Source organism: Belliella calami (assembly GCF_022549695.1).
Taxonomy (GTDB): domain Bacteria; phylum Bacteroidota; class Bacteroidia; order Cytophagales; family Cyclobacteriaceae; genus Belliella; species Belliella calami.
Window position 1 is genome coordinate 134,868 of sequence record NZ_JAKZGS010000005.1, and the last position, 15,250, is coordinate 150,117.

Below are 15,250 nucleotides of genomic sequence, written 5' to 3' on the forward strand. Positions count from 1 at the left end.
AGACAATGGTTTAAAAAATCAAGTTTGACTAATGAAGTTAATTACTTCAACCAAGCATTAACAGAACTCTACTCTTAAATAACCATGGATGTAAATTTTGATCTAATTCTAGAAAATGAAAATTTAATACTCAGACCAATTCAGTTAGGTGACGTAGGAAAATTAAGCTTGATGACTGAAAGCTCTGCTATGTGGAGATTTTTTACCCATGACCTATCAGATCACGAAGAGCTTTTAGCATGGTTTGCTCCTGCTTTCAATCGTGAAAGGTTACAATTTGTCATCATTGATAAAAAAACAAATGAAATCATTGGCACGACTGCTTTTGGAAATTTTTCATTTGTAGATCAAAGGCTTGAAATCGGATGGACTTGGTTAGGAAAAGATTTTCAAGGTACAGGAATCAATAGCCAAGTAAAAGGGTTGATGGTCTGTTATGCTTTTGAGGTCATGGGGATAGAAAGGGTAGAATTCAAAACTGACGTCTTGAACATTCAAGCTAGATCAGCACTGAAAAATATCTCTGCAATCGAAGAAGGTGTATTGAGAAGCCACACTTTGATGACAAGGGGAAGACGAAGGGATACCATTTTTTTTAGTATATTGAAATCAGAATGGAATCATGTCAAGAGAGAAAACGATTGGTAAAACAAAAAAAATGATAAATAACATCCTTAAAATCGAAAAAATAGGGAAAATCTTACTCCGATTTGGAATGATTGCTTACTTCCTTTTCATAGGTACACTTAACTTCAATAATGGATTTGTGGAAGATGGTGACCTTGTCCAAAAAGCAGTGCTGTTACTTTTGGTAGTCGGAACATCTATATTATTGTTATTGCATTTCAAAATCCCAAAACTTGGAGCCATAGGCGGTGGAGTGTCAGCTTTGCTTTTTTTGGTTACAGTATTTTATTTGGGCTATTTGGAATTAAGAGAAAGTGTTCCTTTCAGCATGATTTTCCTCCATATCATCAAGGACCTCCTCCTTTTCTTTGCGGCATTGATTCTCACAGGTGAATCTCTTAAAGAAATGATTCGAGAAAAAATTACAAAGCCATTCCCTGTAAGATAGGAATGGCTTTGTGATTTTACTTTTTTATTGATCTTTAATCCTGCGAAGGCCTAGCTCCTGAGAAACTCCTTAGGTTATAAGTCAAGCTTAACATAAAGAATTGAGTCAATACTTGTGTTCTGTCATCTTGGATAAACACATCTGTCACATTTCTTGCAATACTGGTATTTTGATTCAGCAAATCAAAAATCGTGAGTTTTGTTTCTAATTTTTCATTAGCTCCAAATCGATATCCAATATCTGCATTCATCAACCAAATCGATTGGTCAAAAGCATCTCCCAAACCCGAATAAATCTGATTATTGATGTTGGTGCTAATAAACAATCCTCCCAGAAATTGCCAGTAGAAATCTATTCTTGTATTTTGGGTGTAAAAGTTATTATTCAGATTTTCCTGCAAACTACTTCTCACCAAATTGTAATTCCCCTCAGTATTGAAATTAAAATCAATCCTTTCACTGATATTACTGCTGATTCCAATTCCTTGACCAAATGTGGTGTTTTTATTGATATTCAGACGATCATTGATCACACCTGGACGATTGGAATAATTAGCCCTTGTACTTAGATTGATATTACTTTTGATGAATGACACAGGAAAACCAAAAGACATATAAGATCTAGCATCCCAAAAACCATCCAAATTGATCGGCTTATTGAATTGCCCACCTTGTCTAAGCAAAACTTCTCCATTGATCAAAGTATCTTGGGTTGCTATGAAAGTGGAATTTCCCAAATAATTATTCCTCCTAGATCCTGATACAAACATAAAGAAAGATCTAGAAGTCTCAGTATTGACTCTTCTGATCCGTGCAAACAACCTCTGTTGATATTCCTGGACCAAATCTGGATTACCAGCAAAAATCTGAATAGGATTTCTATTATCTATCAAAGATTGTAATTGCCTGATCGAAGGAGCGTCGGTACTCGTTCTAAAGTCCAATCTGATGTTTGTTTGTTCGGTCAAATTGTAATTGATGACAGCTCGTGGAATCCAGTTCTCAAATGTCCTTTGGGTATTTTCAAATCCTGGGAAAAGTCTATCACTGTTCAATTTTGAAACTTCATAGTCTATAGAAGTAAAAATCCTCCACTTTTCGTTATTGAACCTATACCCTACTCCACTCTGCTGTTGAAGATATCTGTTTTCAAATTGATTGGAAAGTGCACTGTCTAATACAAACTGTGTCGATTCAGCTTCTCTCTGCAAAACTTCCTGATCTGTTTTTCCTAGGTCATTGCCGATCCTGTACTCAAATCTCAATTGGGAATTTGCTGTCAATGGTTCATTATAATCTATCCCAACTCTATAGTTGAAACTGTTGGAATTACTAAATGAATTTTGAATCAAACTATCAACAAGTGAAGTACCATAATCTGTATTTACCGATGTCAACCTAGAATTCCTTACATTTTCATTAAATCTCGATGTGATATTTGTAGATATTACCCTTCCTTCTTTTCCAAATTTATATCGATAAGTGAAATCATTGTCAAAACTCATCCATTTGTTATCTCCAACAGTAACATTTTCTACATCATTGATTGGCGTATTTTGGTCAAAAAGGTTTTGAGCAAAAGTTTCATTTCTATTTTCACTTATTGCATAAGTCAATCTTGGTCTCCAAATAAGAGCCGATCTTTCTGAAATATCATAATCCAAGCGTAGATCCAACCTGTGTCTTTTGGATTCTCTGACGTTTCTAGTTTCTTCATTGTATAACTGTAAACTATCACTAGGCAAGATATAAGTTCTAGAAGATGTCCTATTGAGTACATTTCTGTTGTCATTAAAGAAATAAGAGCCCGTGATTTTGGCTTTACCCTGATCAAATTTGTCTGAGAAATTCAATCCAACAGCATTGGTAATGGTAATACCATCTCTTTCTCTTGTTTGCAGGGCATCATTGCCACCACCACCTCTACCGCCACCACCAGCCTGACCGCCACCTTCTCCCAAAGCTCCAGAAAGATCATCTGAAGAGAAATTTTGTTGATTGATATTATTGGTCAAGCCTAGAACAGTAGTTCTTCTGGTTCCATTGAAAAAATTCAAAGATGCGGAAGCCAAATAATTGTTGTCAGTTCCATAACCACCCGAAATCCTACCAAACATTCCCGATTTGACTTCTTTCTTGGTGATAATATTGATTGTCTTTGTGGTATTACCATCGTCAAAACCAGTAAGCACGGCTTGATCACTTCTTTGGTCGAGAAATTCTATTTTATCTATGATTTCCACTGGAATATTTGCCATTGCCATTGCTGGGTTGTCTCCAAAGAATGGCTCTCCATCTACCAAAACTCTCCCAACGACTTCTCCCTGTACTTCAATCGTCCCACCACGCATGACCACACCTGGCATTTTGCTGATCAAATCATCTGCATTTGCTTGTGGGCGTGTTTTGAATGCATTCGCATTGAAGGCTATCGTATCGCCTTTCACTTCTCCTGTTAGCACTTGCGCTTTTATCTCAAAAGTCTCTAGAAGTTCTCCATCTTCTGATATTTCTATATCACCAATATCATTACCATCAAAGTTCTCTACAGTCTTGATAAATTTTGAAAACCCTATAAAAGTTACTTCAATATTGTAAGTATTGATGGTTGGTCTTTTGTATGAAAACTTCCCATTACCATCTGTAAAAGTTGACGAGATAGTTTCACCAAACTCAGTTTTGATAAAAACATAAGCACCTGGAAGAGACTCATTTGTCACCTTATCCACTACCCTTCCTGAAATTTCAGACTGGGAATATGCAAAATGCACCCAAGACATAAAAAACAAAAGAAAAACACTTACTCGAATCATTATTTTTAATAGTTAAGATTATTGAATTTGGTCAGAAAGATTGCCTGACAAAATAATTATAAAATTAGTCTTGCTTGTGTCCACAAGCAAACCGTTAGTCAAATACCCAATCGCAACTATAATTGTTTATTTAATTGGTTTAAAACTAGATTTGAAAGGCTATTTTCAATCTCTTCTGAAAAAAACAATTCAGAAACCGATCCGTTTTTCTTTCGTTTTTGCAGTAGTTAATTCAATATTTTACCGATTATAATATTTATGTTATTTTTACAGAATAAAATCCGAACACTTATGTTTAAAAACTTAAAAATTGCCTTGTCTTTATCTTTTCTTGTTTCGTTGGCAAGTTGTCAAAAATCAAATCAGTCAGATGATTTAGTTGTAGATGATGAGGTATTTGAAACTGAAGAATTTTTAGATCATCATAACGCTTTGAATTCATTGGATTATTTCGGAATCTATAAAGGTGTTTTGCCTTGTGCAGATTGTGAGGGAATTCAGACAACAGTAGAACTTGGAAGTGGAAATTCTTATACAAAAAAAGTGATCTACCTTGGAAAAGATGATCAAGAAGTATTCGAATCAGCGGGAACTTTCACATGGAATGATGCTGGAAACACCATCACCTTGAACGAAGAAGAAGAACCAAATCAATACTTTGTTGGAGAAAATGTATTGTTTCATCTTGACTTGGAAGGAAACAAAATCGAAGGTGATTTAGCTGAAAAATATCAGCTAAATAAGGAGTAATATTTTAGTACTGTTTGGTTCTGGGTTAAAGGAAAAATTTCAGAATCGTTTCAGCTCACATATTATTTTTGGCTACTTGAAAGAAAGTTGATGATCATAGTAAAAAAGCCTGACAAAAATGTCAGGCTTTTTTACTAATTGGCTATTGGAACAGGTTGTCAAACTGGGCAAACTTTGTTTTTTACCATTCAATAATGAAACAAGATTTTAATAACCAAAAGGACAAGATTTTAATTTATATGAATATCTGCTTTCACACCAGTACCCATATTTAATTAGGTGCAAACTTTGAATTCAGCTGCTGTCGACTGTTGACTATCATCCGTCGACGATTGATCCAATTGTTTTATTTACCTTCTGGTGTAATTTCGGATAATCATATTAATTTATTTACTCTACATCTTTGAGCAGTTCTTCAACAGCTTTTTCCAATTGCTCGTCAATCCCTTTATCAATTTTCCCAGGCATATTTTTCACTTGAAACTGTGGCTTAGTTTCATTGTTTTCCATCCATTCTCCAGCTTTGTTTTTGGCAGAAACTGGCACTATTCCCCATCGGGTCCCGTCAGGAAGTGCTTCCCAACCAGCAAAAGAGCAAGTTCCTGGAGTTGGCATACCGACAGTCTTTCCAATTTTCAAATCTGTATATCCGCAAGCAAAACAATGTCCATCCGAATAATTTGATTCATTGAACATCGCCAAAGTAGGCTTGGTCCATCTGAATGTAGGTTCATACCCAAGATCACGCTCTTCTGTAGCATAAGTGATAAACTTATCTCCTGTAAAGAACATAGCCAAATCAGCTACCAAATCACCACCTCCATTGAAACGGGTGTCCACGATTACTCCTTTTTTGTCATGATATTTGCCCATCATTTCTTCATAAGTAGTTCTATATGGTCCGTCTGACATGCCTGGTATGTGAACGTACCCAAGTTTGCCATCTGACATTTTCTCTACTTCCTCTTGATTTTTCTTCACCCATCTTGTGTAGAGCAACCTAGCTTCTTCTCCGATAGAAATTGGCTTTACTGTAATCTGTTGTCTTTTTCCCGAAGCTGGATCCAATACTTCCAAGAGAGTGAACTTATCAGCTTTTCTATTGAAATACTGTGCTACATCCTTATCAATTGAGATCGTCTCACCATCGATTTTTTCGATGATCATCCCCGCTTTTACATCCAAATTGGACTTGTCAAGTGGCGAACCCTTGATAATCTCAGCTATTTTGATTCCATCTTCCTTGTGAGAATAATCCATGAAAATCCCCAAAGAAGCTGTAGCGTCAGACTGAGGAACATTTCTGCTATACCTCGCTCCTGCATGTGATACATTCAATTCTCCAATCAACTCCGAAACCATCTCTGCAAATTCATATCCATTCCCTATATGAGGAAGATATTTTTCGTAAGATGCAGTCAAAGAATCCCAATCCACGCCATGCATATCAGGTGTGTAAAATGCCCCCTTTGTTCTGATTTTTATGTGTTCAAAAGCATGTGCTCTTTCCGCTTCTGTATCCATATTCATCTCACCAGCAATTTTAATGGCTTCCCTCTTAGTTCCATTGCTGGTGATTTTGGAAATACTTCCACCACTCAGAAGGTAAAGATTTTTCATCTCTTTGTCCCATTCCAGACTTCCTCCCCCACCGTCAAGCTTCAGTTCCATCTTGGTTTCTTTGGTTCGCAGATCCGTACTCCATAAATTCATTCCCTTCTCAAATCGAGCTAGATAATATAGTTTCTCTGCATCTTTGTCCAACACAGCATCACCGAGTGAAGCTGAATGAATTGTCAGCTTTGCTTTTCTCTCTCGGATGTCTTCCAAATCGATTTTTATATCTTCTACTTTTTTATCATCCTTTTTGTCATCTTTCTTTTCGTCCTTTTTGTCAGATTCACCTTTGTTGGATTTTTCCACTTCTTTCATCAAGTCGAAGTCTTCCTTACTAAGGTTGAATTTTTCAAAAGCTTCTTTGGTAAAAAACATTGTATAGACATCATTTTGAGATCCGCCACTTGTAGCAAAGCTTTTCAAACCATCTCTATTTGAGAACCAAAGCATTTGCTTTCCTCCATTGACAAATTTTGGATTTCTATCCCCATAGCCACTTTGGGTAAGATTTTCCATTGGTTTCTTGCCACTGGCATCCAATAAAACTATCTCACCATTGGCCATGGTAGGACTGTATTCAGCCAAAAGCCATTTGCTATCTGGACTCCAAGTGAAATATTGATCTCCATCACGCATGTGCATCAATTGGTCTTCATTCATCAATGTGACCGTTTCTTTACTTGCTAAATCCATCACCTTCAATTTCTTTCTGGATTCTATATAAGCCAGTTTTTTTCCATCCGGAGAAATCGATGGCTGGTAATTGTCAAATTCATTGCTGACCAATTGCTCTTCTTCTATCAAAGTGCTTGCATAGAAAAATGGCTCTTCTTTTTCCCTAGATCTTTTCACTTGGAAGATCGACCATTTCCCGTCTCTTTCACTCGAATAAACTATCGATTTTCCATCTGGAGCAAATTGAACAAAGCGCTCTTGCTCTGGTGTTTTGGTAATTCTTTTGGTCAATGAACCATCTACAGAAGTAACAAAAACTTCTCCTCTTGCTATGAATGCGATCTCTTTTCCATCAGGTGAAATCGACATTTCCCTTACACCTCCATTAATAGCTATATAACTATCAGGATTTGAAATGGACTGGGTTTTGATTTCAACTTTAATTTTTTCTGGCGAACCTCCTTCTTTTAGAAGGTATAGCTCTCCATCATAAGAAAAACACATCTGACCATTATCTGCTATAGATAAAAACCTTACTGGAAAATCTTTCAAGTCTGTCAGTGATTTCTTTTGAGAAGGATTCTCAACATCCATTTTGAAAACATTGTAACTTCCTCCCTCTTCTGACAGATAGTAAATTTCCTTTTCCCCAGGTCCAAACACTGGGTTTCTATCTTCTCCACCAAAAGTGGTCAACATCTTATGGGAATTGGTCTCTGTATCATAAATCCAGATATCTCTTGTGATGGCTGACTGATGCTTTTTCCTCCATTCATTTTCACCACCTTTTTTGTCATGGTAGATCATTTTCTTGCCATCAGCACTTACTTTGATATATTCTGCCGGTATCGTCCAAATTTGATCTACCCTCCCACCTTTGACTGGAACTTTATATAATTCAGGCTGTGAGCCAGTAGGATACTGTCTATGTTCTGCAAGATCTTGTCTCACTCCTCCAAAAATCACTGATTCTCCATCTGAGGAAAAACTATAAGGCATCTCGTCATTGGAATGATACGTCAATCTGCTGGCAGCTCCACCTGCTGCATCCATGATAAAGACATCAAAATTGCCATACCTATCTGAAGCAAAAGCGATTTTTTCACTGTCTTTGCTCCATACAGGCATAAAATCATGTGCTTCATGGAATGTAATTTGGGTAGCTTTTCCACCGGTGGTTGGGATCGTAAACAAATCACCTTTGTAAGTGAAGGCTACCTTACTTCCATCGGGTGAAATCGTTGGGTAACGAAGCCATTTTGGGGCTCCTTGAGCCATAGAAAGCCCAAATACTCCTGTGAGTAAAACACTTAAACAAATTTTTCTCAATTTCATACTTTCTGTTTTGGATATCGAAGCTAAATTAATCAAAAAACACAGTGTGAAAATTTCTTTTATACCAAAGGAAAAAATTATTCATGTTTATACGGAACTTTGCCACTAATTAAAGAAAAGTCTGATTTAGCTTAGATCCGATATTTATTGATATTAGATACTCATAGACATTGAACATAAGCGAACAATCAACAATAGAATTAAGGCTAGTGGCAAAGAGGCGGATAATCATAAAATTATTTAAGCGTATGAAAATTTCCGTGGCTTCTAAAACTCTGCTTTGACTTCAAAATGCATCCACTCTTGTGATTTTGGGTGTGTGAAAGCCAAATACTCAGCATGAAGATGCAATCTGCTACTCCTTCTCCCATAAAGATCATCACCCAAAATCGGTGTATTCAGTCCACTTGGATGTGCTGCATGCATTCTTAGCTGATGGGTTCGTCCCGTAATTGGAAAAAAGTGTATTCTTGTCAACCCATCTTTTACCCCCAAAACTTTAAACTTGGTCTGAGATGGTTTTCCATATTTGTAACAAACCAGCTGATGTGGTCGATTGTCTAAATCAACCCTAATTGGCAAATCGATCAAGCCTTCTTTATCCTGAATTTCACCATCTAGCAAGGCTAAATATCTTTTTTCTACTGTTCTCTTGACAAATTGGGATTGGAGTTCCTGATGAGTAAATTTATTCTTCGCAACCAAGATAATTCCCGAAGTGCTCTGATCTAGTCTGTGAACCAAAATCGCATCTGGATAAAGGTCAACGATTCTCTTTTGGACTGAATCACTCACATTTTTACCTGGAACAGACAAAAATTCTGAAGGCTTGTTCACAACCATCAGCACATCATCTTCATAAATCACCTCAAGCGCTTTGCCTTCGGCAGGGTTTTTCAAAAATGGGTTTTCTTCTACTTCAAGTCCCTTGAGCATGTGTCCCAAAATCGGCTCACATTTGCTTTTACAAGCTGGGTAAAATTCACCGTGCTTTCGGATCTCAGACTTTGGGGATTGTCCCCACCAAAATTCCGCCATAGCAATGGGTTTCAAATCATGGAGAAAAGCATAATGCAACAACTTTGGAGCAGCACATTCTCCTGATCCTGCAGGAATGGGAATATTCAAATCCAAGGAAAAAATTTCCCTCAAACTTTTCCATTCTTTTTCAGCATTCAGAAATTTATAATTATCAAAAAGTTGCTGTTGAAGTGCGTTGGATCGTTCTTTTCTTTCCATTTTCAGTTTCTCTAACTGATCTTCAAAGACAATTAAATTTCTTTTCAAACCCTGTAACCTCTCGTCCCACTCTTTGACAAATAGATTGAAAAAGTATTTATTCCTTAGGCTTTCATCTACCTGCTCTGCTAAGAGCTTGTCGTAATCCTCAGAGCTCAAAACATTAAGTAACTCTTTTTTCCTTTGTTTCCTAAGCCTTCGAGCATTATTGACTTCATCTTTCTTCTCTTCGATCTCCAATTGAGCTTTTTTACTAAGTTGCAGCCATTCTGATTTTAGAGAAATGTATTCTTCATTCGCTTCTAAAGTTTCAATTTCCTGATTGATCTTATTGATGATTTTTTCTCCATTTTTGAAAAAACCATCTGACCTCAGCATATCATATACTGGTGGCACAAAAAACTGATGCTCATTGCTGTCTGCTAGCTTTCCTGAAAAACCAGCCAAGAATCCCAGTTCCAAATTTGCATTTTGCACTACAAGCACACCGAACATCTTTCCAATTGCCAAAGTTTTGTCTTCTGGATTCAAACCAAAATTATGAATCCAGTCTGTTTGGTTGGTAAGATATTCCTTAAGCTGAATGGCCGCATTTATTGCCAACGGATTAGGTTGGTAATAAAATGGGAAAGTGAACTCCTTTGGAATTTCTAGTCCTCCTGTTGATTTTTGGAATGGGATAAATCTGTCTGCCACTATACTTTTCTATACAAATTGACGTCAAAAGTATAAAGATTATTTGACAATTTTCTCGAGAACCCAATTAGCCCTTGCTGCTGATTCACCTGTACTGATTGCCTCCGATTTTCCCAAAATCGTATTTACAATATTTTCAATTAAGTTAAATTGAATATGCTTGGGAAGATCAAATTCAAAATGTTGATGTCCTTGTTCATCTGTAAACAGCTCAAATTCACCTTTCCCAAAAGTTTCAAACTTTATATAACCTTTACTACCATAGATAATAGTCTGATCAATTTTAGCACATTTCCCAGTTGTAAAGCACCAGTTGCCAGTACCAATCACCCCTGATTGAAATTTGAAGATCCCTGCAACAAGATCTTCAGCTTCATACTTTCCAGCTTGATTTGTCGAAAATCCATTTGCATCCACTATCCTTCCCAACAGAAAGTCCATTAAATCCATTTGGTGGGAAGCCAAATCATAAAAATAACCCCCACCTGCTATTTCTGGATTTACTCTCCAATTTTCAGAAACATTGGCGATGATATCCGACACCAATTCTTGCTTGAGATCAATGTGAACAGTTCGGATTTCACCAATCACACCTTTCTCTATGAGTTCCTTGATTTTTACAAAATGAGGCAACGCTCTTCTGTAATAAGCAACAAACAAGGGACTCTTATACGTTTTGCAGATCTCCATCATCTCAATACATTCTTGAAAGGTTCTTGCCATTGGTTTCTCCACATAGATTGGCTTTCCTGACTTTGCTGCCAATTTAGTCAATTCAGCATGTGGTTTGGGTGGTGTCGCAATGTAAATGGCATTGACCTCAGGATCGTTGATTAATTTTTCAGCATCTGTGTACCATTTGGGAATCTGATGCCTTTTGGCATAATCCCTTACCTTTTCTTCGCTCCTCCGCATTACAGCTACCAACTTACTGTTTTCCAACAAGTTCATTGCAGGCGCTGATTTGACCTCGCACACATTTCCAACTCCAATAATACCCCAGCGTACTTCTCTTTCCGATGATTTGTTCATGGCTATAAATTTACAATTAAATACCAATTTGTAGGTTTGTTTATCCTTAATCAAAGAATTTTTTGAACCAAATTGATTAAACTGAGTATATTTAGATAAATCAATTTTGATCTTATGCTACATTCAGGAGAACTTCACAATAACCCAAAACTCTATATTTTCCTTCCTTTGTATTATACACTTTGGATGGATAGTGTCTTGACACCAACAGAAATCAGCGAAATGCATAAGCTGATTAACAAACAAGATTGGATTTCAGGTACTGAAAAAGAATACCTATTAAGTAAACTAAATCCTGCCGAAGGGCCAAATTCCAAAGAACTAAAAAGTTGGAAGAAAAAAATAAAATCCATAGATCTAGACCGTACACAGAGTCTATCGCAGATTGGTGAATCTCTTGTCAAGCAGGAAAATCCAAACATCAGTATAGAAGAAAAAATCCACATTGACTTTCAAGAAGCAGAGAAAGCACTTGGGCTGCTGAGTAAAGAAGCTGGATTTACTTTCAAATCCGGCCACCAAACCATCACTACCAAGCATAGAGGTGACCAAAATTTTGCTACAGAAAAAATGACGGGGATTTTGGATGGTGAACAAGCAAAACTGATCAAAAAAGTAAAAGCCGTAATCTCTGACCCAAGTTTTGCCTATCGTGAGTATGACAGCTTATTGGATCAGCGGGAGCAGGTTCTTCAATGGTGCCAAGCTTTGGCAGATCAAGGTTTTGGTGCTTGGGCTTTCCCCGAATTTGCAAAAGGAAAAGATGATATGGAAGGCTATTTCACCATTATGGAAACTTTGAGTTATCATGATCTGAGTATGGTGATCAAATTTGGTGTTCAGTTTGGACTTTGGGGCATGAGTGTGTTCTTTTTGGGAAGTGAAAAACATCATCAAAAATACCTCAAAGATATAGGAAGTCTCAAGCTTCCGGGGTGTTTTGCGATGACAGAGACAGGACATGGCTCGAATGTAAGAGGACTGGAAACAACTGCGACTTACGATCATGAAACAAAAACATTTTCCATTCACACGCCAAATCCTGATGCACGAAAAGAATACATAGGAAATGCGGCACTTCATGGACAAATGGCGACAGTATTTGCAAAGTTGATCATAGATGGTGAAGATTATGGAGTCAATGCTTTTGTAGTCCCCCTAAGATCGGAAAATGGAAAACTGGTGAAAGGTGTCCGCATCGAGGACTGTGGTCGAAAAATGGGGCTAAATGGCGTAGATAATGGTGTTATCTATTTTGATAATGTTGTCATTCCAAAAGAAGATATGTTGGACAAATTTGCCTTTGTCAATGAACAGGGAGAATTCGAAAGTCCTATAAGCTCAGATAACAGGAGATTTTTCACCATGCTTGGTACGTTGGTGGGAGGTAGAATTGGAATCCCAAGATCAGCACTTGCAGCGAGTAAAACGGGTCTGACCATTGCCATTCGCCATGCAGAAAAAAGGAAGCAATTTGGCCCTGAAGGAGGTGAGGAAGTCCCTATTTTGAATTATAGACTTCATCAGAGAAGATTGATGCCGCCATTAGCTACTTCATATGCCTTACATTTCGCATTGCGATACCTTACGCAAAGATTTTTGGACAGAAAAGAAGAAGAAGCTCAGGAAATTGAAGCTTTGGCAGCAGGATTGAAAGCTTATACAACATGGTTTGCGACAGCTACTCTTCAGGAATGCCGAGAAGCGTGTGGTGGAAAAGGCTATCTTTCCGAAAACAGAATCGATGCCTTAAAAAATGATACGGACGTCTATACAACATTCGAAGGAGACAATGTCGTCTTGATGCAACTTGTAGCCAAAAATAGGCTGACAGAGTTCAGGCAGGAATTTGGTCACATGAACATGTTCACCATTTTCAATTATATAACTGCCCAAGCGAAAACCTCAATTGTCGAAAAAAATCCTATTACTGTGAGAAATACAGACTCAAAACATTTATTGGATTTTGATTTTCATCTCAATGCTTTTGTTTACAGAGAAAAAGCAATTCTCAGCAGTGCCGCCCAAAGATTGAAGAGACATATCGATGAAGGAATGGATTCATTTGATGCAACTAACGTGGCACAGCATCATTTGCAGAATGTAGGTCAGGCATATATAGAAAGGGTTATCCTAGAGCAATTTCAAAAAATCGTAAACGAAACGACTGACGAAGATTGTAAAATGGCCTTAACCCAACTCTGCCAACTGTATGCCTTACAAACAATAGAGAAAAATAGAGGGTGGTATTTGGAACAAGGCTATATGGAGGGTGTAAAGACAAAAGCAATCAGAAAAGAAGTAAATCAGCTCTGTTGGGAGGTCCGTAAAAATGCTTCTGCTTTAATAAATGCTTTTGACATTCCAGAAAGCTGCATTGCCGCACCGATAGCTATGAAAACTGAGTAAATCCATGGTAAAAATTAGAGATTTGGATGCTTCAAATCATCCCTGAGACCTTGGATTTGGAAATAAAATTGATTGAATACACATCAGGATCAGATTTAGAAACTAAACCTAATTCAATTAATTTTCTTGACCTAGTTGAAAATCAATAAATAGTGATAGTTTTGATAGAAAATCACCCATAAATATTTAACATGATCCAGCAATCAACTTCTCCGAAAAATGAGATGAGTTCTTTTAGAAACTTAATCATCTTTTCAATTTTGCTAATGTTTTTTGGTTTTCATCACTTCGCTGCAGCACAGGGAATCTATACAGCTAGAGGCTATTGGGAAGAGACCAATAAAGTGACCTACAAAACGATCAAGAAGAAACAGGTTGTAGGTGATCCTGTCACTGATGAGGAAATGTCTTACCTCTTAGATTTCGAAGATTTTTTGAATAGCTACTATCAAAAGTTATCTGAAAATGAAAGAAACTTATATGAAAAGATGCGAAATCAGTGGGATAGAGAGGTGTCTCAACCGACTAGCGTTCAACCAACACCAACAGAATTTGAATGGAGAGGCATAGATCGGGTAATCGCTACTACCTATGGTATATACTATGGAGCATCGTTGGTTTCAGTTTTGGAATTGGACAATTTTGGTGTTTTGGGAATTCCTTTAATGACTGGAGGGATGTGGGCCTTGGGTCCTGTAATCAACCCAAAAAAGTTTGATGACATAGACAGGTCAGTTATTAGAGCCAACAATGCGGGTCGCTTTCTGGGTTTAATTTATGGGGGTTCATTGGGATTGGTGATCGGTGGAAATACTTACAATGAAGGTAAGACTGCTTTTGCTTTTTCCACTGTTGGAAGTATAGCCCTTGGAGAAGTAGCTTTTCAGATGCAAAAAAGAAGAAGGTATTCCGAAGGACATATAGAAGTTATGCGCCATCATGGAGTCCTAGGTTCATTTGTAGGGATTTCTACAATTTCCGCCTTAAATTCTGACAATGGGAGAATCTATGGACTGGGTGCTTTGGTAGGTGGAGCGACAGGGCTTGCTTTGGGAAATATCGCTTCAAAAAAATACCCATATTCAAAAGGTGATGGTAATTATATTACCAATATGAGCATAATTGGTACAGGAATAGGATTTGCGATCGCTACCCAAGCCACAATCGACAATTATAGTAGTGGCGTTATATTGATTCCTGCTGCATTTAGTGTGATTGGTACAAGTATCGGCCAAAAAACAGTAAAAGGGGTAAATCTAACCAACAAGCAAGGTAGTACCATCAATTACGCTTCAGGTGGAGCCGCTTTAGTCGGTTTGGGTGTGGCTGCCTTGGCCGAAAGTGGATCTCCTGCTGTGATAATCGGTTTACCATCTGGTTTTGCCCTGATTACTCAGCAAATTCTTTTTTCCAAATACAAAAAAGAGAACATGAATTTTGACCTTTCAGGAAAGAACAAAGAGGAATCGATCAATTATTCTTTGAAATTCAATCCGGAAAACTACTTTGTCAATCAACAGCTTCAAGCCAAAGCGACTATTTTCAGTTCTTATTCACAACTTTCAGCACCAATTGTTAATTTCAAATTGAATTTTTAACCATATAATCTC

At 37.3% G+C, this 15,250-nt stretch carries 9 protein-coding genes; 5 read left to right on the plus strand and 4 right to left on the minus strand.

Annotated elements, in window-relative coordinates:
- The first annotated feature begins 84 nt into the window (after positions 1-84).
- Together MM236_RS08855 and MM236_RS08860 are read left to right on the plus strand one after the other, a co-directional pair.
- Positions 85-648, plus strand: a complete 564-nt coding sequence (locus tag MM236_RS08855) for a GNAT family N-acetyltransferase (protein WP_241274607.1) — start codon at positions 85-87, stop codon at positions 646-648.
- Between the two features lie 10 nt (positions 649-658).
- A complete protein-coding gene (locus tag MM236_RS08860) occupies positions 659-1,075 on the plus strand; it encodes a hypothetical protein (protein WP_241274608.1) in 417 nt (138 codons plus the stop codon).
- A gap of 34 nt (positions 1,076-1,109) precedes the next feature.
- Here MM236_RS08860 and MM236_RS08865 read toward each other — a convergent pair whose 3' ends face one another.
- Positions 1,110-3,887 carry an outer membrane beta-barrel protein gene (locus MM236_RS08865; RefSeq protein WP_241274609.1) on the minus strand — a complete coding sequence of 926 codons (2,778 nt, stop codon included), beginning with the start codon at positions 3,885-3,887 and terminating at the stop codon, positions 1,110-1,112.
- A 291-nt stretch (positions 3,888-4,178) separates the two neighbouring features.
- Between MM236_RS08865 and MM236_RS08870 the strand changes: the two genes are divergently transcribed.
- Positions 4,179-4,637 carry a copper resistance protein NlpE gene (locus tag MM236_RS08870; RefSeq protein ID WP_241274610.1) on the plus strand — a complete coding sequence of 153 codons (459 nt, stop codon included), beginning with the start codon at positions 4,179-4,181 and terminating at the stop codon, positions 4,635-4,637.
- A gap of 390 nt (positions 4,638-5,027) precedes the next feature.
- Here MM236_RS08870 and MM236_RS08875 read toward each other — a convergent pair whose 3' ends face one another.
- The 3 genes from MM236_RS08875 to MM236_RS08885 all read right to left on the minus strand — a co-directional run bounded on the left by MM236_RS08875 (position 5,028) and on the right by MM236_RS08885 (position 11,231).
- The gene (locus MM236_RS08875; RefSeq protein ID WP_241274611.1) at positions 5,028-8,264 is read right to left on the minus strand and encodes a S41 family peptidase; all 3,237 of its coding nucleotides are present in this window, start codon (positions 8,262-8,264) and stop codon (positions 5,028-5,030) included.
- Between the two features lie 267 nt (positions 8,265-8,531).
- Positions 8,532-10,199: an RluA family pseudouridine synthase gene (locus MM236_RS08880; protein ID WP_241274612.1), complete on the minus strand. Its 1,668-nt coding sequence runs from the start codon at positions 10,197-10,199 to the stop codon at positions 8,532-8,534.
- Positions 10,200-10,238: 39 nt separating this feature from the next.
- A complete protein-coding gene (locus tag MM236_RS08885; RefSeq protein ID WP_241274613.1) occupies positions 10,239-11,231 on the minus strand; it encodes a Gfo/Idh/MocA family protein in 993 nt (330 codons plus the stop codon).
- A gap of 114 nt (positions 11,232-11,345) precedes the next feature.
- On the opposite strand from MM236_RS08885, the gene MM236_RS08890 reads away from it, so the two are divergent.
- A complete protein-coding gene (locus MM236_RS08890; protein WP_241274614.1) occupies positions 11,346-13,640 on the plus strand; it encodes an acyl-CoA dehydrogenase family protein in 2,295 nt (764 codons plus the stop codon).
- A 191-nt stretch (positions 13,641-13,831) separates the two neighbouring features.
- On the plus strand, positions 13,832-15,238 hold the full coding sequence (locus tag MM236_RS08895) for a hypothetical protein (RefSeq protein WP_241274615.1): 1,407 nt from the start codon (positions 13,832-13,834) through the stop codon (positions 15,236-15,238).
- Positions 15,239-15,250 lie beyond the last annotated feature (12 nt).